Genomic DNA, 26,792 nt, shown 5'->3' on the forward strand with positions numbered 1-26,792 from the left:
GCCGGCCATGAAACTCAGAGCAAACGGCATCCACCTCTACGTCGACGACAGCGGTGCCGACGGCAGCCAGAACGAGCGCCCCGTGGTGCTGCTGATCATGGGCCTGGGCATGCAGTTCATCGGCTGGCCGATGGAGTTCGTGCAGCCGCTGGTCGACGCCGGCTACCGCGTGGTGCGCTACGACAACCGCGACATCGGCCTGAGCGAGGGCTTCGAGCACGCCGGCAAGCGCAACCTCGTCTGGGAAAGCCTGCGCGCCAGGTTCGGCCTGCGCGTGCGCTCGGCCTACACGCTGCAGGACATGGCGAACGACGCGCTCGGCCTGCTCGACGCGCTCGGCATCGCGCAGGCGCATGTGGTCGGCGCCTCGATGGGCGGCATGATCGCGCAGCGCGTGGCGGCCACCGCGCCGGAGCGCGTGCTGAGCCTCACCAGCATCATGAGTTCGAGCGGCGCGCGCGGCCTGCCTGGCCCGCGGCCCGAGATTGCGAGCGGGCTGATCCGGCGTCCCCCCGGCCGCAGCGAAGACGCGCTGGTGGACTTCAGCCTCGGCTTCATCAAGCTGATCGCGAGCCCGGACTATCCCCACGAGCCGACGGCGCTCGCGACACGCGTGCGAACCGGCATTCAGCGCGCCTACCGGCCCGATGGCGTGATGCGCCAGCTGCTCGCGATCGGCGCCGACCGCGACCGCCCCACCGTGCTCTCGAAGATCAAGAGCCCGACACTGGTGCTGCACGGCGAGGCCGACAAACTGGTGCCGATCGCCTGCGGGCAAGACACTGCACGGCGCATCCCGGGCGCCCGCTTCGTGCCGATTCCCGGCATGGGGCACGACCTGCCGCCGCAGGTGTCGGCGCTGCTGACGGGCCACATCATTCCGTTCCTGAAGTCCGCCGGCCGCCCCGCATGACCTTGTCCAATACCAACACCCCGCAGGATTCGCAGCTCGGTCGCCGCTCGGCTTACGTCGACCAGTACGACGCGAGCCTGCTGTTCCCTATTGCACGCGCCACGCAGCGCGAAGCCATGGGCATCGGAGCCGGCGCGCTGCCGTTTTTCGGGGCCGACCTGTGGACCGCGTTCGAGTTGAGCTGGCTCAATGCGCGCGGCAAGCCGCAGTTGGCCATTGCGCATTTCACGGTGCCGTGCGAGACGCCCAACATCATCGAGAGCAAGTCGTTCAAGCTCTACCTCAACAGCTTCAACAGCACTGTGTTCGCGAGCCTCGACGCGGTGCGCGAGCGGCTGCGGGCCGACCTGTCCGAGGCCGCCTGGCGCGGCAGCGATCGCAGCGCCAGCGTCGGCGTGCGGCTGGTCGCGCCCGACGCGTTTGACCAGGAACCGGTACACGAGCTCGACGGGCTCAACCTCGATCGGCTCGAGATCGAATGCACCCACTACCAGCCGGCACCCGAGCTGCTGAGCGCCCGGTTTGAAGAGCCGCCGGTGAACGAAACGCTCAGCAGCCGCTTGCTCAAGAGCAACTGCCTGGTGACCGGCCAGCCTGACTGGGGCAGCGTGCAGATCCGCTACAGCGGCGCGCCGATCGACCAGGCCGGCCTGCTGGCTTACATCGTGAGCTTTCGCAACCACAACGAGTTTCACGAGCCCTGCGCCGAACGCATCTTCAACGACATCTGGCTGCGCTGCCGGCCCAACAAGCTGGCCGTGTATGCACGCTACACGCGGCGCGGCGGGCTCGACATCAACCCGTTCCGCACCAGCTGGCCGCAGGCGCTGCCAGCCAACATCCGCACCGCGCGACAGTAGGGGTTCGCTCCTACAGCCCGGCGTGCGCTGCCGCGCCGATACTGTGGGATTCTAGAAAAACGCCCCGGAGGAGTTCTTGAACGTGCTCATCGTCGACGACAACGAGGCCGCGGCCGACTTGCTGAAGGAACTGCTTTCGCTGCAGGATCACACGGTGCGCTGCTGCTATACCGCGCAACAGGCACTCGATGCCTCGGCCCGCGAGCATTACGACGTCGCGCTGGTCGACCTGATGCTGCCCGACATGCCCGGCACCGAGGTGGCGCGCCGCCTGCGCAGCGCTGCCGAAGGCCGACCGCCGTTGCTGGTCGCCATTTCGGGCTATTCCACGCAGGACGCGGCGGGCGCCGAAGCGCGCACGCTGTTCGACCATTACCTGCAGAAGCCGATCGACTTCGATGCGCTCGACCGCATCCTGGCGGCGCCCGGCGAGCGGGCTTCCGCATGAAGGCGTCGCCCGGCGCAGGCAGCTGGATCGCGGCCGGCGTGCGCCACGAACTTCTCACGCGCGCACTGCCGACGCTGCGCCACGACATGGCCGCGCCGGTGTCGGTCATCCGCATGGGGCTCCTGATGCTCAAGCGGCAGGTGGCCGCGTCCGAACTCGACCCGGTTGCCTGTGCCCAGCGCGTTGAACTCATCGACAGCCAGGTCGGCGAGCTGACGGCCGGCATCCGTCTGCTGCGCCACTGGGAGCTGGCGACCGAGGACAGCGGCATCACGCGCTCCGGGTTGGTGGCGACCTGCGTCGCGTTGATGCGCGCCGCCTTCGATCTGCAGGGCGTTGCGCTCGAGGTCGATGCCGCACTGGTGCCGGTAGAAGACGAACCCCACTGGCCCCGGGCGGCCGCGCTGCGCTACATGCTGCTCGGCGCGATGGGCCATCTGCACGACAGCGTCGATGCGGTCGGCACCATCGTCATCGCGCCTCACGGCGACAACGCCCTCCAGCTCACCGCCTTGCCCGACCCTGCTGCGGGCGCGGGCCCCGACAGCGCCCACGTGCACCGCGCGCCGCGCGCGCTGGCCATCGACGCGATCGCGCTGCAAAGCCTGGCCGACGACCTCGGCTACGAGGTGACGCGCGACGGCGACGTGCTGCGCCTGGCCTTCGGCGCGGCCTGAGTCGGCCGCACCCGGGCCTGCGCGCGCCGGTGCCGCTGCAGGAACGCGAGCAGCCGCGCCTCGGCCGCGTGCAGCCGCCGCAGGCTGGTCGCGGTGCCCGAGATTTCCTGCCAGATGTCATTCATCGCGCCCACGTCGCCGGCGAGCGTGCTGCCGAGCGACAGCACGGCCGGGTGCACGTAGGCCTTCTTGCAGACGGCCGGCGTGTTGCCGAGCTGCGCAGCCACGGCGCCGAGGATTTCCTTCGCGCTGTAGCGCGTTTCGGCGGGCGCGCCATCGCTGCTGCAGGCCAGCCGTGTCAGTTCGAGCGCCTGCACGGTGCCGTGCCAGGTGCGGAAATCCTTGGCGGTGAAGCCCCCTTCGGGTGCGGCCTCGCGCAGGTAGTCGTTGACGTCGGTCGACGACAGGCTGCGCGGCGTGCCTTCCTCGTCCTCGTACTGGAAAAGCTCCTGGCCCGGCAACTGCTGACAGCGCCGCACGACTTTCGCCACGCGCGGGTCGTCCACCGTTGCCTGGTGCATCACGCCGCTCTTGCCGCGAAAGCGCAGCGTGACCTTGCTGCCGCGCAGATCCGCGTGGCGGTTGCGCAAGGTGGTGAGGCCATACGAGCCGTTGCTGCTCGCGTACTCCTCGTTGCCCACGCGCAGGAAGGTCGTGTCGAGCAGCCGCACCAGCGTGGCCAGCACCCGCGTGCGCTCCAGTGCGGCGCCGCGCTTCGCCACCAGGTCGCGCGCCACGCGCGCGCGGATGCGCGGCAACGCGAGGCCGAAGGCCTCGAGCCGGTCGAACTTGGTTCGATCCTTCAGCACGCGCCAGTCGGCGTGGTAGCGGTACTGCTTGCGCCCGCGCGCATCCAGCCCGGTGGCCTGCAGATGGCAGTTGGGCAGCGGGCAGATCCACACGCGGCGGTAGGCCGGCGGAATCGCAAGCTGCCGAATGCGCGCGATCTCATCGGCGTCGCTGAGCCATCGGCCCTTCGCGTCCTTGTAGCGGAAGCCGGTGCCGCGCCGGACGCGGCTGAATCCAGGCATCTCGGGCGTGACGTAGACGAGGCCATGCGCCAGCGGAGCGGGGCGGTCGGCAGCGGGAGGGGTCATGGCATCAATGTGGGGGTTGCGGCCAGAGGGTCGCCGCAGCGGTGCATCGCGCGCTGTAGGACGCCGCAAATGGAGACAGTGCGATGCCGTCGCAGGTCGATGAGTTGATGCGCGTGAAATATACGCATTGCGTAAAGACGGCTGTGAAATCATACGCATAGCGTACATTTCAGCATATGAGCCAGCAACAAGACATCCTGCGCGACGCGATGCGCCGCCTCAATCTCACCCGCGACGCGTTCTCCGGACGGCTGGGCGTGCGCCGCCGCGCACTCGACACCTGGCTGCTGCCGGCCGATTCGAGCGAGTCGCGCGCCATGCCGGAAATGGTCGGCAAGTTCGTCGCCGAAATCCTGCAGCGCGAGGCGCTCGGCGCTGCTGTCGGCACTGGGGCGCCGGACGACCGCCCGCTCGCGCAGCGCATCGGGGCCGAAGGCAAGCCGCAGCTGCTGTCGGTCGCGCAGTTCGACCGCGGCAGCCTCGAAGACCTGTTTCAGGTCGCCGACATCATGCAGCCCATCGCGCGCCGCCAGAAGGTCACGCGCATCCTCGAAGGCGCCGTGCTCGGCAGCCTCTTCTTCGAAGCCAGCACGCGCACGCGCGTGAGCTTCGGCGCCGCCTTCTGCCGGCTCGGCGGCACGGTGTGCGACACCACCGGCTTCACCTTCTCGTCGATGGCCAAGGGCGAGTCGATCTACGACACCAGCCGCGTGATGAGCGGCTACGTCGACGCGCTGGTGGTGCGCCACCCCGAGCAGGGCTCGGTGGCCGAGTTCGCGCGGGCCACCAACATTCCCGTCATCAATGCGGGTGATGGCCCGGGCGAGCACCCGAGCCAGGCCATCCTCGACCTCTACACGATCCAGCGCGAGTTCTCGCGCATGGGCAAGCTGGTGGACGGCACGCACGTCGCGATGGTCGGCGACCTGAAGTACGGCCGCACGGTGCATTCGCTGATCCGGCTGCTCGCGCTCTACCGCGGGCTGAAGTTCACGCTGATTGCGCCGCCGTCGCTCGAGATGCCGGCCTACCTGCTGGAGCTGGTGGCGCGCAACGGCCATGTGATCGAGCAGACCACGTCGCTGCAGGAGGGCCTTCGCGGCGCGGACGTGGTCTATGCCACGCGCATCCAGAAGGAGCGCTTCGCGGGCGAGGAGATCGAGGGCTACACGCCCGAGTTCCAGGTGTGCAAGGCGCTGGTGGATGCGGTTTGCAAGCCCGACACCATCCTGATGCATCCGCTGCCGCGCGACGGCCGCCCGGGCGCGAACGACCTGAGCGTCGACCTCAACCACGATCCGCGCCTCGCGATCTTCCGCCAGACCGACAACGGCATTCCCGTGCGCATGGCGCTGTTCGCGGTGCTGATGGGCGTCGAGAAGCAGGTCGCGCGCTCGATGCGCGACGCCGGCTGGCGCTCGCCGGCGCACATCGGGCCGGACGACGCCGACTTCGACGGACTGGACTAGGTACTCCCCCAGGCTTCGCGCACTTCGTGTCGCTCAGGGCGTTGCGGGTTGCAGGTGCCACACGACGTTGAAGTCGAACGGCGTCCAGCGGCTCACCGTGACGTCGGCACGCCGCAGGCCGCGCCCGGTCCAGGTGTTGCAGGTCTCGAACAGGTGGTAGCCGCCTTCGGCTTCGTAGAACGCGTCGCCGTTGCCGTAGTGCGCGCCCGCGACCGGCACCGCGCGGCCCGCGGGCAGCGTGGCGCGCACGTAGTCCGCGAGCTGCGCGTACTGCGCCTGCGAAAGCGGCAGCCGGTAGGCGCCGTGCCGCAGCTGCGCGCGCTGCAGGTAGCTCACATGCATCAGCGCGCGGTTGCCGCCCACGAGTGCGCCAAGCGCGCGCGAGACCGTCAGGTCGGCCCAGGTCGGCGTATGCAGGTAGAACTCGCGGTCGCCCCAGCCGATGGCGATGAACTCGGCGTCGGCCGGCACCGCGCGCGCCTGCGACGGCGAGAACAGCTGCGACCAGTCGATCGTCGTGGAACGCACCGGGAACACATAGTCGGTGTGAATACCGTTGCTCAGCACATAGGCCTCGACCGCCGCCGGCTCGGCCGGCGCAGCACCCGGTGCAGGCCAGAACATCAGCGCACTGGCCGCGCCGAGATAGGCCGCGAACAGCACCAACGGCAGCAGGAGCACGGCGGCGATCAGACGCCAAGGGCGGTAAAGGCGGCGCGGCATCGCGGCGGTCAGAACAGAGACGGCGTGGTGGCCGCCGCCGCGTCGGCAACCGCCCGCTGTGGCAGTGCCGCCGCGGCGCTGTCGGAACGCACCAGCGTGCCGACGCGCACGCCCAGCAGGCGCAACGGGCGTTCCAGCGGCACGCGCTTGAGGCACTGGCCGGCGACCTGGCGGATGGTCTTGCCGTCGGCGGTGAAGGCGGCCACGGTCTGGTCGCGCGTGGCGATCCTGAAATCGTCGTAGCGCAGCTTGATGCCGATGGTCTTGCCCAGGTAGCCCTTGCGTTGCAGGTCTTCGCCGAGCTGCTCGCACAGGTGCGTGAAGATGGCACCGAGTTCGGCGCGGTCGCGCACCGCGTGCAGGTCGCGCTCGAAGGTGGTCTCGCGGCTCATCGACACCGGCTCGCTCTCTGTCACCACGGGCCGGTCGTCTCGGCCCCAGGACACCTCGTGCATCCAGGCGCCGGTGGCCTTGCCGAAATTGGCGATGAGCCAGTCGCGTTCCTTCGCCGCGATCTCGCCCACCGTGCGGATGCCGAGCCGCTCGAGCTTGGCATCGGCCTTCGGCCCGATGCCGTTGACCTTGCGCGCGGCCAGCGGCCAGATCCTGGCTTCGAGGTCGCTCTCGTAGACGATCGAGATGCCGTTGGGCTTGTTGAACTCGCTCGCCAGCTTGGCGATGAGCTTGTTGGGCGCCACGCCGATCGAGCAGGTCAGGCCGGTGGCCTGCAGGATCGATTTCTGGATCAGCCGCGCCAGCACGCGCCCGCCTTCGCGCTGGCCGCCCGGTACGTCGGTGAAGTCGATGTAGACCTCGTCGACGCCGCGGTCTTCCACCACCGGCGCGATCTCGCGGATGGTGGCCTTGAACAGGCGCGAGATGCGCCGCACCTCCTCGAAATCCACCGGCAGCACGATCGCCTGCGGGCACAGCTTGGCCGCCTTCATCATGCCCATGGCCGAGCCCACGCCGAACTGGCGCGCGGCATAGGTGGCGGTGGTGATCACGCCGCGGCCCACGTAGTCCTTCAGCAGCGGAAAGGCCGAAACCGGCACCTCGTGCAGCGGCAGGCCGGCGTGTTCGCGCTGCAGGATTTCGTCCACCTTGCGGCGTCCGCCGCCGATCACCATCGGCCAGCCCTTCAGTTGCGGATAGCGCAGCAATTCGACCGACGCGAAGAAGGCGTCCATGTCGAGGTGCGCGATGCGGCGCAGCAACGGGGTGGGCGGAAGGGGCGAAAGCACAGCCGGCCATTTTCGCGCGATGCATGCGGCTTGCACTGCGCGGTGCAGCAGTCCATCATGAATGGATGCAAAACGTCGCCACCACGCTTTGGCACCGGCTCGATCTGCCGGGCCACGATGCCTGCCGGCTCGACCGCCACGGCGACGCGTGGCAGCTCGACGGCACGGCGCTGTTCCGGCAGGCCGACGGGCGCGTTGCGCAACTGCACTACCGGGTGCGCTGCGACCGCAACTGGCACGCCCAGTGGGGTACGGTGCGCGGCTGGCTGGGCGGCAGCGCGGTCGATCTGTCGGTGGTGCGCAGCGCGCACGGCGAGTGGAAACTCAACGACGTGCCGGTGCCCGAGCTCGCCCACTGCGCGGATCTCGACCTCGGCTTCACGCCGGCCACCAACCTGATCCAGCTGCGACGCCTGAACCTGCAGGCCGGCGAGGCGGCCGATGCGCCGGCCGCCTGGCTCGACCTGGAAGAGGGTGGCCTGAGCCTGCTGACACAGCGCTACGAGCGGCGCAACGAACACGACTACTGGTACCAGGCCAAGCGCTTCGACTATGCAGACCTGCTCCAGGTCTCGCCGGAAGGCTTCGTGCGCGACTATCCGGGGCTGTGGCTCGCCGAGCGCTGAGCCGCGAAACGCGGCGCGGCCGTTTGGCCAGTGCGTTTGGTGAATGCTTTTGCATTCACGACGCAGTAGAGTTGCCGATCGGACAGGAGGCTCGATGCGCCGCTTCATCACCCTCGACATACGCACCGTCCCCGGTTCGCTGGTCGACTGCGGCGTGCCGGAAGAGCCTGCATCGGAGTTCGCCGACACCATCCATGGCACCGCGCACACCTTGCCCGAGGGTGCGCACCTGCTCGACTACGAGATCGTGGGCTGCATCGGCGAAGGCGGTTTCGGCATCGTTTACCTAGCCTGGGATCCCGACCGGGCGGCGCATGTGGCGATCAAGGAATACCTGCCGGCGGTGCTGGCATCGCGCGCCAGTGCCTCGGCCGCGGTGGTGGTCAAGTCGCGGCGCCACGAAGACAGCTTTCGCAGCGGCATGCGCAGCTTCGTCAACGAAGCGAAAACGCTGGCGCAGTTCGATCATCCGTCGCTGGTCAAGGTTCTGCACTTCTGGGAGGCCAACGGCACGGCCTACATGGCGATGCCGTACTACGTCGGCCCGACGCTCGCACAGGCGCTGGCCGAACTCGGCCGCGCGCCCGAGGAAGCCGAACTGCGCCGCTGGCTGAACCCGCTGCTGGATGCGCTCGACGTGCTGCACGCCGCCGATTGTTTTCACCGCGACATCGCGCCCGACAACATCCTGCTCACCCAGGACGGCCCGGTGCTGCTGGACTTCGGTGCGGCACGCCGCGTCATCGAAGGGACGGGGCCGTCGCCGACGGTGGTGTTCAAGCCGGGCTTCACGCCGATCGAGCAGTACGGCCAGGTCGCCTCGATGAAGCAGGGCGCGTGGACCGACCTCTACGCCCTGGCCAGCGTGGTGTACGCGGCCATCACGGGGCAGCCGCCGGCGCCGTCGATCGAACGGTTGATGGACGATCGGCTGCGGCCGCTGGGCGAACAGGCCGGTGGGCGCTATGGCGCAGCGTTCCTGTCCGCCATCGACGCCGCACTCTCGCTGCATCCGCGCGACCGGCCGCAGAGCGTGGCGGAGTTCAGGCAACGCCTGGGTGAGACGGTGGTCCGCGATGGGCCGCCGGAGTTGTTGGAGCCATTGGAGCCATTGGAGCCGCTGCAATCGTTGGAGCCGCCGGCGCCATTCCCATTGCCAGCGGCGTTGCCGGCGCCATTGCCAACGTCGCACACGGCGCCGGCACCGGCAGCGTCGGCGCGGCCCGGCCGCGGCGGAACCTTCGCGGTCGTCGCGGCCGTGTCGCTGCTGGGCCTAGCGCTCGCCGGCTATTTTCGAATCGGTGATCCGGTGTTGTCGGATCCGCCGCCACCGCGTGTCGCTTCACCGGCAGTACCCGCGCCGGCACCGGCACTGGCATCCGCACCGGCGTTGCCCGCGGCACCGGTCGTCGCGCGCGCCATCGAGCCGACGCGGCCTGCAGATCCGCCGAGGCCAGTAGATCTGCCGCAGGCTGCGGAGCTGCCAGCGCAGATCGATGCGCTCGGGCCGGCGGTGGCTGCGGCTGCCGCGTCCATGCGCCCCGTGCCACCGGTTGTGCGGGAAACGCGCAGGCCCGTGGCTGAGCGGCCGGTCCGCGCCGCTGCGGTTCGCCCGGCGCCGCCGCCGGAAGAAAGCCCGCGCGCGCCTTCCCGCTGCACCGAGATTCTTCAGCGCGCCTCGCTGGAGCCGCTGACCTCCGGCGAAACCGCCTTCCTCAAAAAGGAGTGTGAACGATGACACCGATCTCCCTCACCTGCGAGCGCCGGCGCCACGCCGCCGCCTGTCTGGGCACCGTGCTGCTCGCGTTGGGCCTGGCCGGTTGCGCCGCGCCGCCTGCAGCGTCGTCGAAGACCGAGTTGCCGTTCGAGCAGGCCGTCGCGAATGCAACCGACGGGCTGGTGGCACAGACGCAGAAGCTCCCGGGCTTCCTGGCACAGGTCGGCGGTCGGCGCAGCGTGGTCATCGACCCGATGATCGATGCCGGCAGCGCGCAGCAGACCGCGGCCACGCAGGCGCTGCAGAGCCGCGTCATCGCGCGCATGACCACGAAGTTCGAGTCCGTCGAGATCCTGCCGTTCGAGCGCGCCAATCTGGCCAAGGCGCGCTACCTGCTGACCGGCACGATGACGCGCCTGTCGCCCGGCCAGCCGCAGAGCCCGTTGCAGATCGACCTTGCACTGACCGAACTCGGCAGCGGCACCGTGGCTGCGCATGCATCGGCCGTGGCACGCGACGAGGGGCTGAACCACACGCCGTTGCCCTACTACCAGGACATTCCGGTGCCCACCCGCGACCTGGTGATCGAAAGCTACGTGCGCACCACGGCCACGCCGCAGGGGCAGCGCGCCGATCCCTACTATCTCGAGCGCATCGCGGTCGCGCCGGTGATCCAGCAGGCGACCTCGCTCTACAACGCCGAGCGCTACCAAGACGCACTGGCTCAGTACAACGCGGCCGGCGGCTCGGCCGATGGAGAGCAGCTGCGCGTGCTCAACGGCATCTATCTCAGCTCGGCCAAGCTGGGGCGCACGGCCGAGGCAGAGCAGGCATTCGGCAAGATCGTCTCCTACGGCATCGCCAACCGGCAGCTCGGCGTGAAGTTCCTGTTCAACCCGGGCGGCACAGTGTTCTGGTCTGAGCCGCGGATCAGCGGCCCCTATGCGATGTGGCTGCGCGAGATCGCGAAGGCCAGTGCCGACGCCAGGGTCTGCATGGAGATCGTCGGCCATACCAGCCACACCGGCTCCGTTGCCTACAACGACGGGCTCTCGTTGCAGCGCGCACGCTACGTGCGGCAGCGGTTGATCGGCGAGTCGACTGCGCTGCGCGACCGCACCACCTTCAGCGGCAGGGGCTTTCGCGAGAACATCATCGGCAGCGGCACCGACGATGCGGCCGATGCGCTGGACCGCCGGGTCGAATTCAAGATCGTGGGTTGCGACGCCGCCGCTGCGTAGCAAGACGTAAGGCGCGCACACACGGCTCCCACATTCCTCCGTTTTCGGGATCCACAGTCGGATCTCGAAGACGAAGGAAATCCGTGTGAGCAACATCACCGCAGAACAACTTGAAAGCGCGAAGCAGTCGATCGTCGACGTGATTGTGCGAAGACCCCTGCTCGGCAGCTTGGCCCTGATGGCGCTGGCAGGGTGCCATGCCGGTGGTACCAGCGAGGTCGCGGTCGACTGCCCCCACAGTCTTTCAACACTGGCGCCGATCATGGCAACGAGCAGCCGGAACCCGCCGTGCATGACGGCGCAGCCTGATGTGGCGGTGGCTTCCACGCCTCGCGCGACAAAGAACCAGAGCCCTACGGCAGTCGCTTCCGCACGATGAGCATCACCTTCCGTGGACTTTCCCTTCGTGTAGTGGTCGCTCTGGTAGCGAGCGCATTGGCCGCCACGGCTGCGTGGGCCGTAGAGCCCTTCACGGTGCGCGACATTCGCGTCGAAGGCCTGCAGCGGGTCGAGCCCGGCACCATCTTCGCCTCGCTGCCGTTTCGCGTGGGCGACACCTACAACGACGAACGCGGCTCGGCCGCCATCCGTGCGCTGTTCGACCTGGGCCTGTTCAAGGACGTGCGCATCGACGTCAGCGGCAACGTGCTGGTGGTGATCGTCGAGGAGCGCCCCACCATCGCCGCGGTCGACTTCGCCGGCATCAAGGAATTCGACAAGGCGGCCCTGCAAAAGGCGCTGCGCGAAGTGGGCCTGGCCGAAGGCCGCCCCTACGACAAGGCGCTGGCCGATCGCGCCGAGCAGGAGCTCAAGCGCCAGTACATCAGCCGCAGCCTCTACAACGCCCAGATCGTCACCACCGTCACCCCGTCCGAGCGCAACCGCGTGAACCTCACCTTCTCGGTGACCGAAGGCGACTCCGCGCGCATCCGGGAAGTCAAGATCGTGGGCAACCAGGCCTTCAGCGAATCCACGCTGCTGGGCCTGTTCGACCAGGACTCGGGCGGCTGGCTGGCCTGGTACACCAAGTCCAACCAGTACTCGCGCGCCAAGCTCAACGCCGACCTGGAGACGCTGCGCTCCTACTACATCACGCGCGGCTACCTGGAGTTCCGGGTCGACTCGACCCAGGTTGCGATCTCGCCTGATCGGCAGGACCTGTCGGTCACCGTCAACATCACCGAAGGCCAGAAGTTCACCGTCTCGGGCGTCAAGCTGGACGGCAACTACCTTGGGCGCGACGACGAGTTCAAGTCGCTGGTGACCATCAAGCCGGGCGAGCCCTACAACGGCGAGCAGGTGAGCGAGACCACCAAGGCCTTCACCGACTACTTCGGCACCTTCGGCTATGCGTTCGCGAAGGTGCAGGCCAAGCCCGAGGTCGACCGCACCAACAACACGGTGGCCATGAACCTGGTGGCCGAGCCGTCGCGGCGCGTGTACGTGCGCCGGGTGATCGTGGGCGGCAACAACCGCACGCGCGACGAAGTGATCCGCCGCGAGTTCCGCCAGTACGAAGCCTCCTGGTACGACGGCGACAAGATCAAGCTGTCGCGAGACCGGGTCGACCGGCTCGGCTTCTTCACGGACGTCAACGTCGACACGCAGGAAGTGGCGGGATCTCCCGACCAGGTCGACCTGACGGTCGACGTCAAGGAAAAGCCGACCGGCAGCCTCCAGCTCGGGGCGGGCTATTCGAGCACCGACAAGATCTCGGTGACCTTCGGCATCACGCAGGAGAACCTGTTCGGTTCGGGCAACTATCTCGGGTTGCAGGTCAGCACGAGCTCCTACAACAAGAGCATTTCGTTGTCGGCGACGAACCCGTACTTCACCCCGGGCGGCGTCTCGCGCACGCTGAGCGTCTTTCACACGGTGACGCGTCCCTACTACCAGGCCGACGGCAACTACAAGCTGTCGAGCGACGGCGGCGCCATCAAGTTCGGCGTGCCGTTCGGCGAACTGGACACGGTCTACTTCGGCCTCGGGCTGGAGCGCTACAAGTTCACGCCCGGCACCAACGGGTCGTACACCCTGGTCAACGGGTCGTACGTTTACACCGCCACCCCGCAGGCCTACCTCGACTACTTCCAGTGCACCGGCACCGTGCCGAGCGTGGTGTGCGCGAAGGACAGCATTCTCGGCATCCCCGCAACGGTGGGCTGGTCACGCGACGATCGAGACAGCGCATTGGTGCCGACCAAGGGCCGACTGCAGAGCGCGAGCCTGGAAGTGGGTGTCGGCTCGGCGCTGCGCTACATGAAGAGCCAGTACCAGTACCAGCAGTACTTTCCGCTGAGCAAGCAGTACACGCTGGCCGTCAACGGCGAGCTGGGCTATGCCAGGGCCCTGGGCGACTCGACCTATCCGATCTTCAAGAACTTCTATGCAGGCGGTCTGGGCTCGATCCGGGGCTTCGAGCAGAACTCGCTGGGGCCGCGCGATGCGGTGACGGGTGGCTCGCTGGGCGGCACCAGGAAGGCGATCTTCAATGCCGAACTCAGCACGCCGTTCCCGGGTGCCGGCAACGACCGGACACTGAGGCTCTATGGATTCTTCGATGCAGGCAACGTGTTCACCGAGCGGGGCGCCTCGATGACCGACGCGCAGTGGAAGGCACAGAACAGGATTCGCGCCTCCGCCGGCATCGGCATCAGCTGGATCTCGCCGCTCGGGCCGCTGCGCCTGGCCTATGCGGTGCCGATCCGCTACCAGAAGCTGGACGAGACGAACAGCATCGCGGCCGATCGCACGCAGCGCGTGCAGTTCCAGATCGGCACGTCGTTCTGAAAGAGCCCGGGGCGGGCCGCTGGCGGGGGGTGGCCCCTTCCGCGAATGTCCCCCGGCCTGCGGCCTCCTCCTTTATTTCGCTGCAGGGGCCACCCACCACCAGCGGCCACGGCACGCTCGTAGTGCTCAGCGCGAAACGGTCACATAGCGCCCTGAGCCCGCCCCGGAACCTCAGCGCCCTGATCCCGACCCGAAGCCTCAGCACTCAAATCAGACGTCGGACTCTGTGAATGCGAGACCGCATCAATGGTCGTGATGCAGGTAGCTCGCCTGCCTCGGCAGCCGCAGACTGACGAGGAAGGCGATCACCATCATCACCGTCACGTACCAGTAGAACGCCGACTCGTGGCCCAGCGACTTGAGCCCCAGCGCCACGTACTCGGCAGAGCCGCCGAAAATCGCGTTCGCCACCGCATAGGCCAAGCCTACGCCGAGCGCGCGCACCTCGGGCGGGAACATCTCGGCCTTCACGATCCCGCTGATCGAGGTGTAGAAGCTCACGATCGCCAACGCCAGGATGATCAGCACGAACGCCAGCACCGGGCTCGTCACGTACTGCAGCGACGTGAGGATCGGCACCGTCGCCAGCGCGCCGAGGCCACCGAACAGCAGCATGTTGTTGCGCCGGCCGATGCGATCCGACAACGCCCCGAACAGCGGCTGCATGCACATGTAGACGAACAGCGCGCAGGTCATCACGTAGCTGGTCGTCTTGATCGGCAGGTGCACCGTGTTCACCAGGTACTTCTGCATGTAGGTCGTGAAGGTGTAGAAGATCAGCGAGCCGCCGGCCGTGTAGCCCAGCACCGTGAAGAAGGCCGCCTTGTGATGGCGGAACAGGCCGGCCATGCTGCCGGCCTCCTTGTTGGCCTTGGCCTCGGCGGTCTGCGTTTCATGCAGGGTGCGGCGCAGCAGCAGGGCAACCACCGCGGCCACGGCACCGATCACGAACGGAATGCGCCAGCCCCAGGCCTTGAGTTCGGCCTCGTCGAGCAACTGCTCCAGCACCACGATCACCAGCACCGCAAGCAACTGGCCACCGATCAGCGTGACGTACTGGAACGACGAGAAGAAGCCGCGCTGGCCCTTGAGCGCCACCTCGCTCATGTAGGTGGCCGTGGTGCCGTACTCGCCGCCCACCGACAGCCCCTGAAACAGGCGGCACACCAGCAGCAGGAACGGCGCCCAGGCCCCGATCTGCGCATAGGTCGGCAGGCAGGCGATGACCAGCGAGCCGGCGCACATCATGGTCACCGAGATCAGCATCGAAGTCTTGCGTCCGAGCCGGTCGGCCACGCGGCCGAACAGCCAGCCGCCTATGGGCCGCATCAGGAAGCCGGCCGCGAACACGCCCGCGGTGTTGAGCAACTGCGCGGTCGGGTCCGACTTCGGGAAGAAGGCCGGCGCGAAGTACAACGCGCTGAAGGCGTAGACGTAGAAGTCGAACCACTCGACCAGGTTGCCCGACGATGCGGCCATGATCGCGAAGATGCGATGGCGTTTTTCTTCGGCGCTGTAGTGCGGCGCGGCAACCGCATCGTTGGCGGCTGAGACGAGCGCGGCTGTGCTCATGACATGGCCTCTCTGTGTGTTGTTATGGCCCTTTCATTGTGCGACGGCGACGGGATCCGCGCTGTCAGCCAACGCCGCACCGCGCTCCGACGCGACCGGGGTCAGCGGTGCCCGTTCAGAACGTGCCGGGCAGCAGGATGCTCGAGTCCACCTCGTCGATCTGCGTGCGGCCGCAGAACGCCATCGTGATGTCGAGCTCCTTGTGCAGGATCTGCAGCGCGCGCGTCACGCCGGCTTCGCCGTAGGCACCGAGTGCATACAGGAAGGCGCGGCCGATCAGCACGCCGCGCGCACCCAGGGCGCGGGCTTTCAGCACGTCCTGCCCGCTGCGGATGCCGCCGTCCATCCAGACCTCGATCTCGGTGCCAACCGCTTCAACGATGGCTGGCAGCGCCTCGATGGAAGACTGCGCACCGTCGAGCTGGCGACCGCCGTGGTTGCTGACGATCAGCGCATCGGCACCGCTGGAGGCGGCCAGCCGCGCGTCTTCCACGTCCATGATGCCCTTGAGGATCAGCTTGCCGCCCCAGCGCTTCTTGATCCACTCCACATCGGCCCAGCTCAGCGTTGGATCGAACTGCTCGGCCGTCCAGGAACTGAGCGACGACAGGTCGCCCACGTTCTTCGCGTGGCCGACGATGTTGCCGAAGCTGCGGCGTTGCGTGCCCAGCATGCCCATGCACCAGCGCGGCTTGGTGGCCAGGTTGATCAGGTTGGCGATGGTGGGTTTCGGCGGTGCCGTCAGGCCGTTCTTGATGTCCTTGTGACGCTGCCCCAGCACCTGCAGATCGAGCGTGAGCTGCAGCGCCGAGCAGTTGGCCGCTTTCGCGCGGTCGATCAGGCGCTCGATGAAGTCGCGATCCTTCATCACGTAGAGCTGGAACCAGAAAGGATGGTTGTCGGTGGCCGCGGCGATGTCCTCGAGCGAGCAGATGCTCATGGTCGAGAGCGTGAACGGGATGCCGAAGGCCTTGGCTGCGCGCGCTCCGAGGATCTCGCCGTCGGCATGCTGCATGCCGGTCATGCCGGTCGGCGCAATGGCCACCGGCATGGCGACCTCCTGGCCGATCATGGTGCTGCGGGTGCTGCGGCCTTCCATGTTCACCGCCACGCGCTGGCGCAGCTTGATCTTGCGGAAGTCGTCTTCGTTGGCGCGGTAGGTGCCTTCGGTCCAGGCGCCGGAGTCGGCGTAGTCGTAGAACATGCGCGGCACGCGGCGCCGGGCGACCACGCGCAGGTCTTCGATGCAGGTGATCCTGGAAAGGTCGGGCACGGGGGTCTCCTTGGGGGCTGTATCGGGGTGCAGCCGCCCATTATCAACACCCCCGATACGCCGAAGCGCCCGTGCGGGCTCGTGGACTACAGGATCTGCGAAATCAGTACCGCCACGCCGCCCAGCGAAATGGCGGCGCCGACGATGCGTCGAAAGGTCTTCATGGCTTTTGCTCCGGGATCGAAGCCTCGATGGTGCCGGCTTCGGCCGGCCCGTGCGCACCGGCGTTTCGATCGCCGCCATCGTCGCTGGCTATCGCGGCCATCTCGGCGGTCGCCAGTGCGGCAGCCGCGCGGCCGAGGGGCGCGAGCTGGCCGCAGATCAGCCGGAGTTGTTCGGCCACCAGGCGCTGCGCGGCGTCGGCGCCGTCGGGCAGGGCCGGCAGGCCTTCGATGAGCCGCTGCAAGGCGGCGGGCTCGAGCACGTGCGGCTGGCCTTGCGCCAGGCTGTCGGCCAGCGTTTTCAGCAGGGCCGCGATGTGGTCGGCGCTCTGCAGCAAGGCGGCGGATTCCGCGCCTTCGGCCAATTGCGCGCGATGCGCACCCAGGCCCGACAGGTAGTTGAGCACGGTGTGCGAATGCACCATGAAGCGCAGGCCGCGGTCGCCCTCGTGCGCGCGCCGGCCGGGCTCGGCGAGCAGGTTGGTCATGGCGGTCGAGAGCGCGGCATCGGCGTTGTGCGCATTGCGGCGTGCCAGCCGGTAGGCCAGGTCGTCGAGGCGGCCGCGCCGGTATTGGGTGGTCAGCTCGCGCAGGTAGACGGCCAGCGCGGCCAGCGCGCGGCCGGCCAGCGCATCGAGCCGGCGCCCTTGCCAGTCGGGCAGGATGAAATACACGGCCGCGCCTGCCAACGCGCTGCCGATCAGGGTGTCGACCATGCGCGGAACGATCAGCACGCCGCTGTCGCCGGTCTGGTTGAAGCACATCAGCACCACCAGCGTCATCGAGGCCGTGGCCACGGTATAGCGCGTGGTGCGCGTGCTGAAGAACACCACGCCGGCCACCACCGCGAACATGGCCTGCAGCAGCAGGCTCGGAAACAGGTCGAAGAGGGCCCAGCCGATCGCCAGGCCGAGGAAGGTGCCGCTCACCCGCTGCAGCATGCGCTGGCGCGTGGCATTGAAGTTCGGCTGGCACACGAACACCGTGGTCAACAGGATCCAGTAGCCTTGGCGCGCGTGGATCGTTCGCATGAGCACATACCCCAGCGCCAATGCGAGGCTCAGCCGCAGGGCGTGGCGCAGCAAGGGCGACGACAGCCGGAACTGCTCGCGCACCCGGCCCAATGCGTCGGCCCACGAACGCGGCGTGCGGTCGTACAGCGCGCCGTCGTGGGCGCCAACCGGCGCTTCGGGTTGCCCCGCTTCGGCCAGCTGCGCATCGAGCGTGCCGAGGTTGTCGGCCAGCGCGTTCAAGGAACCGAGCAGGCCGGCCCATTGCGGTTGCTGGTGCGCCTGCAACTGGTCGATGGAACTGTGCAGATCCTGCAACGCGGCTGCGCTTTCCTCGCCCTTCACGTAGGGCACGCGCAGCAGGATCGCGCGTGCCAGTGCGCCGCACTCGCGGCCCTGAACGCGCATGAGGCGCTGGCAGCGGAACAGCACGTCGCTGTGGAAAAAGGCTTCGATCAGCGCGTCGTAGGGGTAGTGCGAAGAGCTCGCGCGCTCATGGATGTCCTGCGCAATGAAGTACAGGTGCAGGTACTGCTTCATGCGGCTGCCGGGCCGGGTGGCATCGACGCGGTTGAAGATGGTCTCCTTGGCCTGGTTCAGCGCCATCACCACGCGCCCGCTTTGCTGCGCGAGCTGGATGCGCCGCACTTCGCCCTGATGGTCGCGCACCGGCTCGAACAGCGTGGACTTGAGTCGCAGGTAGCGCTCGAGCTCGCGCATCAGCTGCGCCAGGTTCTGCTGCACCGGCTGGTGCAGGAACAGCGCGCACCAGATGACCGAGAGCAGGCCGTACCAGCTCGCGCCGGCCAGCAGCAGCGCGGGTTCGAGCCAGAAGGCCTGGCCGGTATCGCCGCGCTGGTCCATGCCGATCGCGGTGTAGATCGAGAGGATCAGCGTGCCATAGGCGATGGCCTGGTAGCGCCGGCTGATCGCGCCGAGCATGGTGAGCCCGAAGGTGGCGACCACCAGCACCACGACGAAGGCCGTGTGCTGCGCAAACACGGCCTGCACGGCAAAGGCCGCCGCCGCGAAGCAGGCCAGCGTGAGCAGCAGTGCCTGCGCCCGGCCGCGCCAGTTGTCGTCGGTTTCGGCCAGCGCGCAGGCCACCACGCCGAGGAACAACGGCACGACGGCCGGCATGTGGTCGAGCGACCAGCAGCCCGCCATCAGCACCGCGAGTGCGATGGCCACGCGGATGCTGTAGGCGAAGCTGTTGAGTGCCCAGAGGCGGCGCAGCGTGATGGAGAGGGTCGAAGTCGGCATGGGAACGGATGTCGGATGCAACGATCATGCCGCCGTGCGTCATGGACTGGTCAGGTAGGGGCTGGCATATTCTCGCCCTCTGCCCGGGGCTGAATGGCGCGCGGCGCTTCTTTCCGCGACAACCATGATCGACAAACGTTTCTTCCCGCGCCAGGTGGTGGAGGCCGGTGGCAACCGGTGGGACTGGGCCTTGCTGCCATTGGTGCTAGCGCTGTTGTTCGGCCTGGCTTTCGGTGGCGCGCAGATGGCGCGGCCGTATGAGCTCGGCCAGGCGCTGCCGCTGAGCCTCGACCCCTCGCATCTGCCGTATTACCTGCTGCGGACCACGCTGCGGATGTTCCTTGCGCTGGGTGCGTCGCTGGTATTCGCGTGCGTGTTCGCCGTGCTGGCGGCCAAGTACCGGGCTGCCGAGCGGGTGCTGGTGCCGTTGCTGGACGTGCTGCAGTCCATACCGATCCTGGGCTTCCTGTCGATCACCGTCACCGCGTTCATCGCGCTCTTTCCCGGCAACCTGCTGGGCGTGGAGTGTGCGGCGATCTTCGCGATCTTCACCTCGCAGGCCTGGAACATGGCGTTCAGCCTGTACCAGTCGCTTCGCACGGTGCCGGCCGAGCTGAGCGAGGCGGCCGATGTGTTCCAGCTGTCGGGCTGGCAGCGCTTCTGGCGGCTGGAGTTGCCGTTCGCGATGCCCGGGCTGCTGTGGAACATGATGATGTCGATGTCGGGCGGCTGGTTCTTCGTGGTCGCGTCGGAGGCGATCTCGGTGTCGAACCAGAACATCAAGCTGCCGGGCGTGGGCTCCTACATCGCCCTGGCGATCGAGGCCCGCGACCTGGGCGCCATCGGCTGGGCCATTCTGGGCATGCTGATCGGCATCGTGCTGTACGACCAGTTGTTCTTCCGCCCGCTGGTGGCCTGGGCCGACAAGTTCCGCTTCGAGGAGGGCAGTAGCGGCGACACGCCCGACTCCTGGCTGCTGACCTGGCTGCGCCGCACGGACCGCCTGCGTCTCGTCGGAAGCGGGGTCGCTGCCTTGCTGGACCGCACCATGCCGTGGTTCCGCCGCCGGCATGACGGCACTTCGATCCGCGCGCGGCCGCGCAAGGCGGGCACGGCAGTGGCGCGTGTCGGCGACGCGCTGCTCGCCGCGGCCGTGCTGCTGTCGGTGATCTGGCTGGTGCGCTTCATCCACACCGAGGTCGGGTGGGGCGAAGCGGCGCACGTGTTCGGGCTTGGCTTCTACACGCTCTGCCGCGTCCTCGTTCTCGTTGCACTGGCGGCCCTGGTCTGGGTGCCGGTCGGCGTGTGGGTCGGCATGAATCCGCGCTGGGCCGGCCGGCTGCAGGCGGCGGCGCAGTTTCTGGCCGCTTTTCCGGCCAACCTGATGTTTCCGGTGGCCGTGCTTTTCATCGTGCGCTGGCAGCTCAATCCGGATGTGTGGCTCTCGCCCCTGATGGTGCTGGGGACGCAGTGGTATGTGCTGTTCAACGTCATCGCCGGTGCATCGAGCGTGCCGACGGAGCTGCGCTATGCCGCGCAGAACCTCGGCCTCAGCGGTTGGCTGAAGTGGCGGCGCTATCTGTTGCCGGCGGTGTTCCCGAGCTTCGTGACTGGTGCCATCACGGCCAGCGGCGGCTCGTGGAATGCCAGCATCGTGGCCGAGTACGTGACCTGGGGCGACACCACGCTGCAGGCACGGGGCCTCGGCAGCTACATCGCGCACATGACGGCGGTGGGCGACTTTCCGCGGATCGCGCTGGGCATCGGCGTGATGTGCGTGTTTGTCATGGCGCTGAATCATTTCGTGTGGCGCAAGCTCTACCAGCTCGCCGAAAACCGGATGCATTTCTGAGCATCCGCCGTACCTTCAAAGAAAAATGGGCAATCCGATCATTGAACTCACCGGCGTCGGCAAGTCGTTCCGTTCGGCCGACGGCGCTGCACGGCCGGTTCTGGAGCAGGTCGACTTCCGGCTTCACGCCGGGGAAATCGTCGCGCTGCTCGGGCCTTCGGGCTCCGGCAAGTCGACGCTGCTGCGCATCCTGGCTGGGCTGATCGGCGTGGACGCGGGCGAGGTGCGCTACCGCGGCCAGCCGCTCTATGCACCGGCGCGCGGCATCGCGATGGTGTTCCAGTCGTTTGCGCTGTTCCCCTGGCTGACCGTGCAACAGAACGTCGAGCTCGGCCTGGAGGCGCGCGGCGTGGCTGCAGCCGAGCGCGCGCGCCGGGCCGAAGCGGCCATCGCCTTGATCGGCCTCGCGGGTTTCGAGGGTGCGCTGCCGCGCGAGCTCTCAGGCGGCATGCGCCAGCGCGTGGGCATTGCGCGTGCGCTGGTGGTCGAGCCCGAGGTGCTGCTGATGGACGAGGCTTTCTCGGCGCTCGATGTCCTGACCGGCGAGCGGCTGCGCGAAGACATCCTCAAGCTGTGGGACAGCGGCGCGATGCCGACCCAGTCGATGCTGGTGGTGTCGCACAACATCGAAGAGGCGGTGCTCATGGCCGACCGGGTGCTGATCTTCGCGAGCGATCCGGGCCGCGTTCGGGTGGAACTGGCGATCAGCCTGCCGCGCCCGAGAGATGCCGACAGCCCCGACGTGCGCATGCTGGTCGATGAAATCTATGCGCTGATGACAGCCGGTGCAGGCGCCCGCGCCGCGCCGGGGCCTGCGCGTGCCAGCCTGACCGATCGCTTGCCGGACGGCGACGTGAGTCACATGGAAGCGCTGCTGGAGCTGCTGGCGGAGAACGGATTCCAGGGCCGCGCCGACCTGCCGCGCCTGGCGGAAGAATCCGGGCTGGCCGACCATGATCTGCTGCCGAACGCACAGGCGCTGTCGTTGCTCAACCTGGCGCGCCTGGCCGACGGCGACCTGTTCCTGACGCCGCTTGGCCGCCGCTATGTGGAGGGCCTGCACATGGCGCGCCAGCGCCTGTTCGGCCAGCAGTTGCTGGAGCATGTGCCGCTGGCGGCGCACATCCGCCACAGCCTGGAGCAGGATGCCTCCGGCGAGTTGCCGGAGGAGCCGTTCCTCGCACTGCTGCGGGAGAGCATGGACGCGGCCGAAGCCGAGCGCGTGTTGCGCACCGCGATCGAGTGGGGCCGCTACGGCGAGGTGTTCGAGTACGACTTCCACACCGGCCTGATCCATCTGCCCGAACCGGACGCACCGGTGGCGAGCGCGCCGGCCGCTTAGGGGCGCCAAGACGCGCTCTGCGAGATCTGGGCGCTGAGGTTCCGGGGCGGGCTCAGGGCGGCGGGGCACGCTGCTCCGCGAATGTCCCCCGGCCTGCGGCCTCCTCCTTTATTTCGCTGCGCAGCGTGCCCCGCCGCCCTGAGCCTGGAAGCGGCGTGACCGTTTCGCGCTGAACAAGCAGAGCGTGCCCTGGCCGATGGTGGTGGGTGGCCCCTGCAGCGAAATAAAGGAGGAGGGCGAAGCCCGGGGGACATTCGCGGAAGGGGCCACCCGCCGCCGTCGGCCCGCCCCAAAACGCAAAGGATCTGTACGCCTGTCGTGAGCGTACGGCACGCCTGTTGCTTGCCCGTCATATCGAGACAGAAGCGCTTTGGTCATCCACCAATCACCACACCCATTCCACAGGAGCATCCGCCCATGAACCGCAACGACGTCACCGAAAAAATCATCACCGTCAAGGTGGCCAAGGGCCTGCAATGGGCCGATGTCGCGAAGAAGGTCGGCCTCTCCAAAGAGTGGGTCACCGCAGCCTGCCTGGGCCAGATGACGCTCGATGCGGCCCAGGCCAAGGTTGTCGGCAAGATCTTCGGCCTCACGAGCGAAGAGCAGAAGTGGCTGCAGGTCGTGCCCTACAAGGGCTCGCTGCCCACCGCCGTGCCGACCGACCCGCTGATCTACCGCTGGTACGAGGTGGTGAGCGTGTACGGCACCACCATCAAAGAGCTGATCCACGAAGAGTTCGGCGACGGCATCATGAGCGCGATCGACTTCAGCATGGACATCCAGCGCGAGGCCGACCCGAAAGGCGACCGCGTCAACGTGGTGCTGTCGGGCAAGTTCCTGCCGTACAAGAGCTACTGAGGCTACTGAGGCCTGGCCGCGCCGGCGCGCACCCCGGCGCCGCGCACTTCCAGCCGGATCTCGTCCTGCAGCTGGCCGCGGGCATCCACCAGTTGCACCGCATGCCGGCCCGGCCAGGGCAGCCACTGCGCGCTGGCGCCGCGCGCAATGGTCTTGCCGTCGATGCGCCATTGCAGCCCGCTGCCGGGCGCGTCGGTTTCGAAGCGCAGGCGTTGCCGGTTCGGCGGAATGTCGGGGTCGAGCGCAACGATGGTGCCGTCTGCCGGCGTGGTGATGCGGGCGATGGCGCTGCCCGCGGCGGGTTCGATCGCGAACAGCGCCTGCTCGGTGCCTTGCAGGAACCACTCGCTGCGCGTCGCTTCGAGCGGCCCGGCATCCGCGCCGCCGCTGCCGAACGCCACCTTTGCCTGCACCAGCCCGGCCGGCGGTACGGGCGCGCGGCTCGGTTCGCGCCGGTGCAAGAAGCGCATTACCTCGGCCCAGACCGGCGCGGCGCCGCTGGTGCCGCTCACGTCCCACATCGGCGCTCCGCTCGCGTTGCCGACCCACACACCGACCGTATAACGCTGCGACCAGCCGATGGCCCAGTTGTCGCGCATGTCCTTGCTGGTGCCGGTTTTCACCGCGGTCCAGAAACGGGTGCCGAGCACGCTGTCGAGCCCGAAGGTGCGCGCGCGTGCGTTCGAGTCGCTGAGGATGTCGCCGACGATGAACGCGGCCCGCGCATCGAGTGCCTGAGCCGGGCTCTTTCCCCCTGCCACCACCACATCGCGCGTCTCCGAATACCGCCCCCCGTTTGCCAGCGTGCGGTACGCATTGGTCAGCGCCAGCAACGACACCTCGGCACTGCCCAGCGCCAGGCTGTAGCCGTAGTAGTCGCCGCCTTCGCGCAGCGGCAGGCCGGCTGCGCGCAACTGGCGCGCGAAGGCCTCGGGCGTCACCATCACCAGCGTGCGCACGGCCGGCACGTTGAGCGAGGAGGCCAGTGCGGTGCGCACCGACACATGGCCCTTGAACTGGCGGTCGTAGTTCTGCGGAATGTAGAGGCCGCTGGCGGTGTTGAGTTGGGCGGAAGAGTCGTCGAGCAGCGATGCGGCCGTGAGCCGCCGCTCGGCGATCGCCTGCGCATAGAGCAGCGGCTTCAGCGTGGAGCCGGGCTGGCGCTGCGCCAGCACGCCGTCGACCTCGGCCGCCTGGCTCAGCGGGCCGGACGAGCCGACCCAGGCCAGCACCTCGCCGCTCGCGTTGTCGAGCACCACGAGCGCGCCGTCTTCGACATGGCGGCCGCGCAACTCGCGCAACTGCTGTTGCAGCGTGCCGAGCGCAAAGCGTTGCAGCGGCGCGCGCAGGGTGGTGCGCACGCTGTTGTGCTGCCCGGCCGGCGCTTCCTTCGCCACGCGCCGGCCCAGATGCGGCGCGATGCCTTCGCTCGGGTCGAACGCGCGGCGCTGCACCGCGGCGCTGGCGAACATGTCCATCGCCTCGCAATCGGCCTTGCTGGCGCTGGCGCTGGCACGGTTCGGCTCCATCGTGCGCAGCACCTCGCAGGCGCGCTGCGCCACCTGCGCCGGCTTCGCGTTGGGCGCACGCACCAGCGCTGCGGCCAGTGCGGCCTCACGCGCATCGAGCCCGCTCGGCGCCTTGCCGAACAAGGTGCGCGAGAGTGCGTCGATGCCGACGATCTCGCCGCGGAACGGCACCGTGTTGAGGTACGCCTCGAGGATCTGTTCCTTGCGCCAGTTGCGCTCGAGCCGTTGCGCGTCGATCGTCTGGCCCACCTTCTGGGTGAGGCTTCGGCCGCCCGCGCCACGCCGCAGGTCTTCGTCGAGCAGGCCGGCCAGTTGCATCGTGATGGTCGAGGCGCCGCGCGTGCGCGTGTTCCAGAGGTTGCCCCAGGCCGCGGCCGATACGGCGCGCCAGTCGACCCCGCTGTGTTCGTAGAAGCGCTTGTCCTCGCTCAGCAGCATCGCCGTGCGCAGGGCCGGCGACACGTCGGCCAGTGCCACCCACTGGCCGCGCCGCACCGCGGCATCAGTGCGCACCCGCTGCAGCAACTCGCCGTCGCGGTCGAGCACCTGCGTGTCGGATGGCCGAAACGCGCGCTTGACCTCGTCGAATGTGTTTGCAGCGCCCGCCGGACGCGCGCCGGCAGCCATCAAAACGATGGCCAAAGAGAGCGCGAAGCGGCGGGAAGGGCGGGTGAACATGGGACAGGGCCTACTTGAAGTCGGGCGCTTGGGCTGTTACGCCGCAGCGCCGACGCAGGCATTTTCATGGTTTATCCGTTCATTGGAGATGCCATGAAAAAACTCGTGCTTTTGCTTGCTGCCTCGGCTGCCCTCGCTGGCTGCGTTGCCGTTCCCTACGATCCAGGCCGCCCGCCGCCGCCGCAACGTGGCTATGGCGACCGGGATCGCGATGGCGTGCCGAACCGGGCCGACCGCGATCGCGATGGCGACGGCATTCCGAACCGCTACGACCGCGCGCCGAACAACCCGAACCGCTGAACGATCTGCCCGGCACTCGCTGCCGGGCCGGTACCCGGTCGGCGCGAACCGACTCAGCCTTACAGTAGCGGCCGTCAAAGGCATTCATTCCGCTGCGGGGCTGGTTCGTGAATCTTCGTTCGATCGATCTCAATTTGCTGGTGGTGCTGGAGGCACTCATCGAGGAGCGTGGCGTGCGCCGTGCGGGAGAGCGCATCGGCCTGAGCCAGTCGGCCACCAGCCATGCGCTGGACCGGTTGCGCAAGCTGCTGGGTGACGAGATCCTGGTTCGCACCCCTACCGGCATGGAGCCCACGGCACGGGCGCTGAGCCTGTTCGGCCCGCTGCGCATCGCGCTGCAAAGTGTCGAGATGGCACTGATGCCGGAGCAATTCGTTCCGGCCGAGGCGCAGGGCGAAATCCAGATCGGCGTCGAAACGCACGAGACCATCATCATCCTGCCGCAACTCGTCGATCAGATCCGGACCGAGGCGCCGCAGCTCTCGCTGAGCGTGCGGCCGGGCTCCGTCGACGACATCCTCAACGGCATCGACCAGGGGCGCACCGACATCGGCATCGGCTTCTTTCGCGGCCTGCCCGATCGGTTCATGACCTGCGCCCTTTTGCAGGACAGCCACGTCTGCGTCATGCGCGCGGACCATCCCCTCGCCGCCGAACCGCTGACGCTGGAGAGCTACCTCCAGGCGCCGCACCTGCTGGTCAGCATGAGCGGCGCGCCGGACGACTTCGTCGACTCCGCGCTGACCGACCAGGGGCTGCGCCGGCGCATCGCGATGCGCCTGCCGCATGGCCTGGCCGCGGTGATTGCCCTGACACGCTCCGACATGGTCACCACCGTGACCCGGGGTGCGGCCCGCGTCTTCGCGCAGTCGGCGCCGCTGGTCTGGATGGAGCTGCCGTTTGCAGTGCCGCGCGTCGGCTTCCGGCTGATCTGGAATCGCCGCCTGCAGCAAAGCCCGCAGCACCGCTGGCTCCGGCAAAAACTCGTCGCCATCGGCGCGGCTGCGGAGGCAAGCGGCGCCCCGGCACAGGAAGCGGCACCGGGCACCTAGTCGCGCGCGCTGGTTCGTGGCGCTGTGCGCGATGGCCAGGTCATCGATGGCGTGCATTTTGAAGCTGCAATCTTTGCATTGGCCAGTTTCAATG

Annotated in this window: 22 protein-coding genes; 15 read left to right on the plus strand and 7 right to left on the minus strand. The window is 68.1% G+C overall.

The genetic code is table 11. The features are described from left to right. Positions 1 to 7 precede the first annotated feature (7 nt). The 4 genes from QTI05_RS13835 (at position 8) to QTI05_RS13850 (ending at position 2,898) form a co-directional block, all read left to right on the plus strand. The gene (locus QTI05_RS13835) at positions 8 to 913 is read left to right on the plus strand and encodes an alpha/beta fold hydrolase (RefSeq protein WP_286621788.1); all 906 of its coding nucleotides are present in this window, start codon (positions 8 to 10) and stop codon (positions 911 to 913) included. Then, positions 910 to 1,773, plus strand: a complete 864-nt coding sequence (gene queF / locus QTI05_RS13840; RefSeq protein ID WP_286621790.1) for an NADPH-dependent 7-cyano-7-deazaguanine reductase QueF — start codon at positions 910 to 912, stop codon at positions 1,771 to 1,773. The genes QTI05_RS13835 and queF overlap by 4 nt, the downstream gene beginning before the upstream one ends. Positions 1,774 to 1,855: 82 nt before the next feature. After that, on the plus strand, positions 1,856 to 2,221 hold the full coding sequence (locus QTI05_RS13845) for a response regulator (RefSeq protein ID WP_286622395.1): 366 nt from the start codon (positions 1,856 to 1,858) through the stop codon (positions 2,219 to 2,221). After that, positions 2,218 to 2,898, plus strand: a complete 681-nt coding sequence (locus QTI05_RS13850) for a hypothetical protein (protein WP_286621792.1) — start codon at positions 2,218 to 2,220, stop codon at positions 2,896 to 2,898. Before QTI05_RS13845 ends, QTI05_RS13850 begins: the two co-directional genes overlap by 4 nt. On the opposite strand, the gene QTI05_RS13855 is transcribed toward QTI05_RS13850, so the two are convergent. Then, on the minus strand, positions 2,844 to 3,995 hold the full coding sequence (locus QTI05_RS13855; RefSeq protein ID WP_286621794.1) for a DNA topoisomerase IB: 1,152 nt from the start codon (positions 3,993 to 3,995) through the stop codon (positions 2,844 to 2,846). The genes QTI05_RS13850 and QTI05_RS13855 overlap by 55 nt on opposite strands. A 176-nt stretch (positions 3,996 to 4,171) precedes the next feature. Between QTI05_RS13855 and QTI05_RS13860 the strand changes: the two genes are divergently transcribed. Then, entirely contained in the window at positions 4,172 to 5,464 is a 1,293-nt protein-coding gene (locus QTI05_RS13860) for an aspartate carbamoyltransferase (protein WP_286621796.1), read from the plus strand. A 33-nt stretch (positions 5,465 to 5,497) separates the two neighbouring features. Here the strand turns inward: QTI05_RS13860 and QTI05_RS13865 are convergent, their stop codons facing one another. Together QTI05_RS13865 and QTI05_RS13870 are read right to left on the minus strand one after the other, a co-directional pair. Next, complete coding sequence (locus QTI05_RS13865) at positions 5,498 to 6,187, minus strand: TIGR02117 family protein (RefSeq protein ID WP_286621797.1); 690 nt, start codon at positions 6,185 to 6,187, stop codon at positions 5,498 to 5,500. An 8-nt stretch (positions 6,188 to 6,195) separates the two neighbouring features. Then, a complete protein-coding gene (locus QTI05_RS13870) occupies positions 6,196 to 7,431 on the minus strand; it encodes a Y-family DNA polymerase (protein ID WP_444812902.1) in 1,236 nt (411 codons plus the stop codon). 65 nt (positions 7,432 to 7,496) lie between these two features. On the opposite strand from QTI05_RS13870, the gene QTI05_RS13875 reads away from it, so the two are divergent. From QTI05_RS13875 to bamA, 5 genes are all read left to right on the plus strand, one after another. After that, the gene (locus QTI05_RS13875; RefSeq protein ID WP_286539026.1) at positions 7,497 to 8,057 is read left to right on the plus strand and encodes a putative glycolipid-binding domain-containing protein; all 561 of its coding nucleotides are present in this window, start codon (positions 7,497 to 7,499) and stop codon (positions 8,055 to 8,057) included. Between the two features lie 94 nt (positions 8,058 to 8,151). After that, positions 8,152 to 9,795 carry a serine/threonine protein kinase gene (locus QTI05_RS13880; protein ID WP_286621799.1) on the plus strand — a complete coding sequence of 548 codons (1,644 nt, stop codon included), beginning with the start codon at positions 8,152 to 8,154 and terminating at the stop codon, positions 9,793 to 9,795. Beyond that, positions 9,792 to 11,015: an OmpA family protein gene (locus QTI05_RS13885; RefSeq protein WP_286621801.1), complete on the plus strand. Its 1,224-nt coding sequence runs from the start codon at positions 9,792 to 9,794 to the stop codon at positions 11,013 to 11,015. Before QTI05_RS13880 ends, QTI05_RS13885 begins: the two co-directional genes overlap by 4 nt. Before the next feature lie 85 nt (positions 11,016 to 11,100). Continuing rightward, positions 11,101 to 11,394, plus strand: a complete 294-nt coding sequence (locus tag QTI05_RS13890) for a hypothetical protein (RefSeq protein ID WP_286621803.1) — start codon at positions 11,101 to 11,103, stop codon at positions 11,392 to 11,394. Beyond that, positions 11,391 to 13,805 carry an outer membrane protein assembly factor BamA gene (bamA, locus tag QTI05_RS13895; protein ID WP_286621804.1) on the plus strand — a complete coding sequence of 805 codons (2,415 nt, stop codon included), beginning with the start codon at positions 11,391 to 11,393 and terminating at the stop codon, positions 13,803 to 13,805. The genes QTI05_RS13890 and bamA overlap by 4 nt, the downstream gene beginning before the upstream one ends. A 243-nt stretch (positions 13,806 to 14,048) precedes the next feature. Here the strand turns inward: bamA and QTI05_RS13900 are convergent, their stop codons facing one another. From QTI05_RS13900 to yccS, 3 genes are all read right to left on the minus strand, one after another. Further along, complete coding sequence (locus tag QTI05_RS13900; protein WP_286621805.1) at positions 14,049 to 15,377, minus strand: MFS family transporter; 1,329 nt, start codon at positions 15,375 to 15,377, stop codon at positions 14,049 to 14,051. A 115-nt stretch (positions 15,378 to 15,492) separates the two neighbouring features. Then, positions 15,493 to 16,650 carry an alpha-hydroxy acid oxidase gene (locus tag QTI05_RS13905; protein WP_286621806.1) on the minus strand — a complete coding sequence of 386 codons (1,158 nt, stop codon included), beginning with the start codon at positions 16,648 to 16,650 and terminating at the stop codon, positions 15,493 to 15,495. Between the two features lie 160 nt (positions 16,651 to 16,810). Next, positions 16,811 to 19,084, minus strand: coding sequence for a YccS family putative transporter (gene yccS, locus QTI05_RS13910; RefSeq protein WP_286621807.1), 2,274 nt, complete (start codon positions 19,082 to 19,084; stop codon positions 16,811 to 16,813). Positions 19,085 to 19,208: 124 nt separating this feature from the next. Between yccS and QTI05_RS13915 the strand changes: the two genes are divergently transcribed. The 3 genes from QTI05_RS13915 (at position 19,209) to cynS (ending at position 23,139) form a co-directional block, all read left to right on the plus strand. Next, positions 19,209 to 20,936 carry an ABC transporter permease gene (locus QTI05_RS13915; RefSeq protein ID WP_286621810.1) on the plus strand — a complete coding sequence of 576 codons (1,728 nt, stop codon included), beginning with the start codon at positions 19,209 to 19,211 and terminating at the stop codon, positions 20,934 to 20,936. A 25-nt stretch (positions 20,937 to 20,961) separates the two neighbouring features. Continuing rightward, positions 20,962 to 22,278 (plus strand): ABC transporter ATP-binding protein, encoded by a 1,317-nt coding sequence (locus QTI05_RS13920; protein WP_286545464.1) that lies wholly within the window; start codon positions 20,962 to 20,964, stop codon positions 22,276 to 22,278. A 417-nt stretch (positions 22,279 to 22,695) separates the two neighbouring features. Then, positions 22,696 to 23,139: a cyanase gene (gene cynS, locus QTI05_RS13925; RefSeq protein ID WP_286545465.1), complete on the plus strand. Its 444-nt coding sequence runs from the start codon at positions 22,696 to 22,698 to the stop codon at positions 23,137 to 23,139. A gap of 2 nt (positions 23,140 to 23,141) precedes the next feature. Here cynS and pbpC read toward each other — a convergent pair whose 3' ends face one another. Next, positions 23,142 to 25,346 carry a penicillin-binding protein 1C gene (pbpC, locus tag QTI05_RS13930; RefSeq protein ID WP_286621811.1) on the minus strand — a complete coding sequence of 735 codons (2,205 nt, stop codon included), beginning with the start codon at positions 25,344 to 25,346 and terminating at the stop codon, positions 23,142 to 23,144. A 93-nt stretch (positions 25,347 to 25,439) separates the two neighbouring features. Between pbpC and QTI05_RS13935 the strand changes: the two genes are divergently transcribed. Together QTI05_RS13935 and QTI05_RS13940 are read left to right on the plus strand one after the other, a co-directional pair. Then, entirely contained in the window at positions 25,440 to 25,646 is a 207-nt protein-coding gene (locus tag QTI05_RS13935) for a hypothetical protein (protein ID WP_286545467.1), read from the plus strand. Positions 25,647 to 25,753: 107 nt separating this feature from the next. After that, positions 25,754 to 26,698, plus strand: a complete 945-nt coding sequence (locus QTI05_RS13940) for a LysR family transcriptional regulator (protein WP_286621816.1) — start codon at positions 25,754 to 25,756, stop codon at positions 26,696 to 26,698. Positions 26,699 to 26,792 lie beyond the last annotated feature (94 nt).

Origin of the sequence: Variovorax fucosicus (assembly GCF_030316825.1) — a bacterium.
In the GTDB taxonomy this organism is placed as follows: Bacteria; Pseudomonadota; Gammaproteobacteria; order Burkholderiales; family Burkholderiaceae_C; genus Variovorax; species Variovorax fucosicus.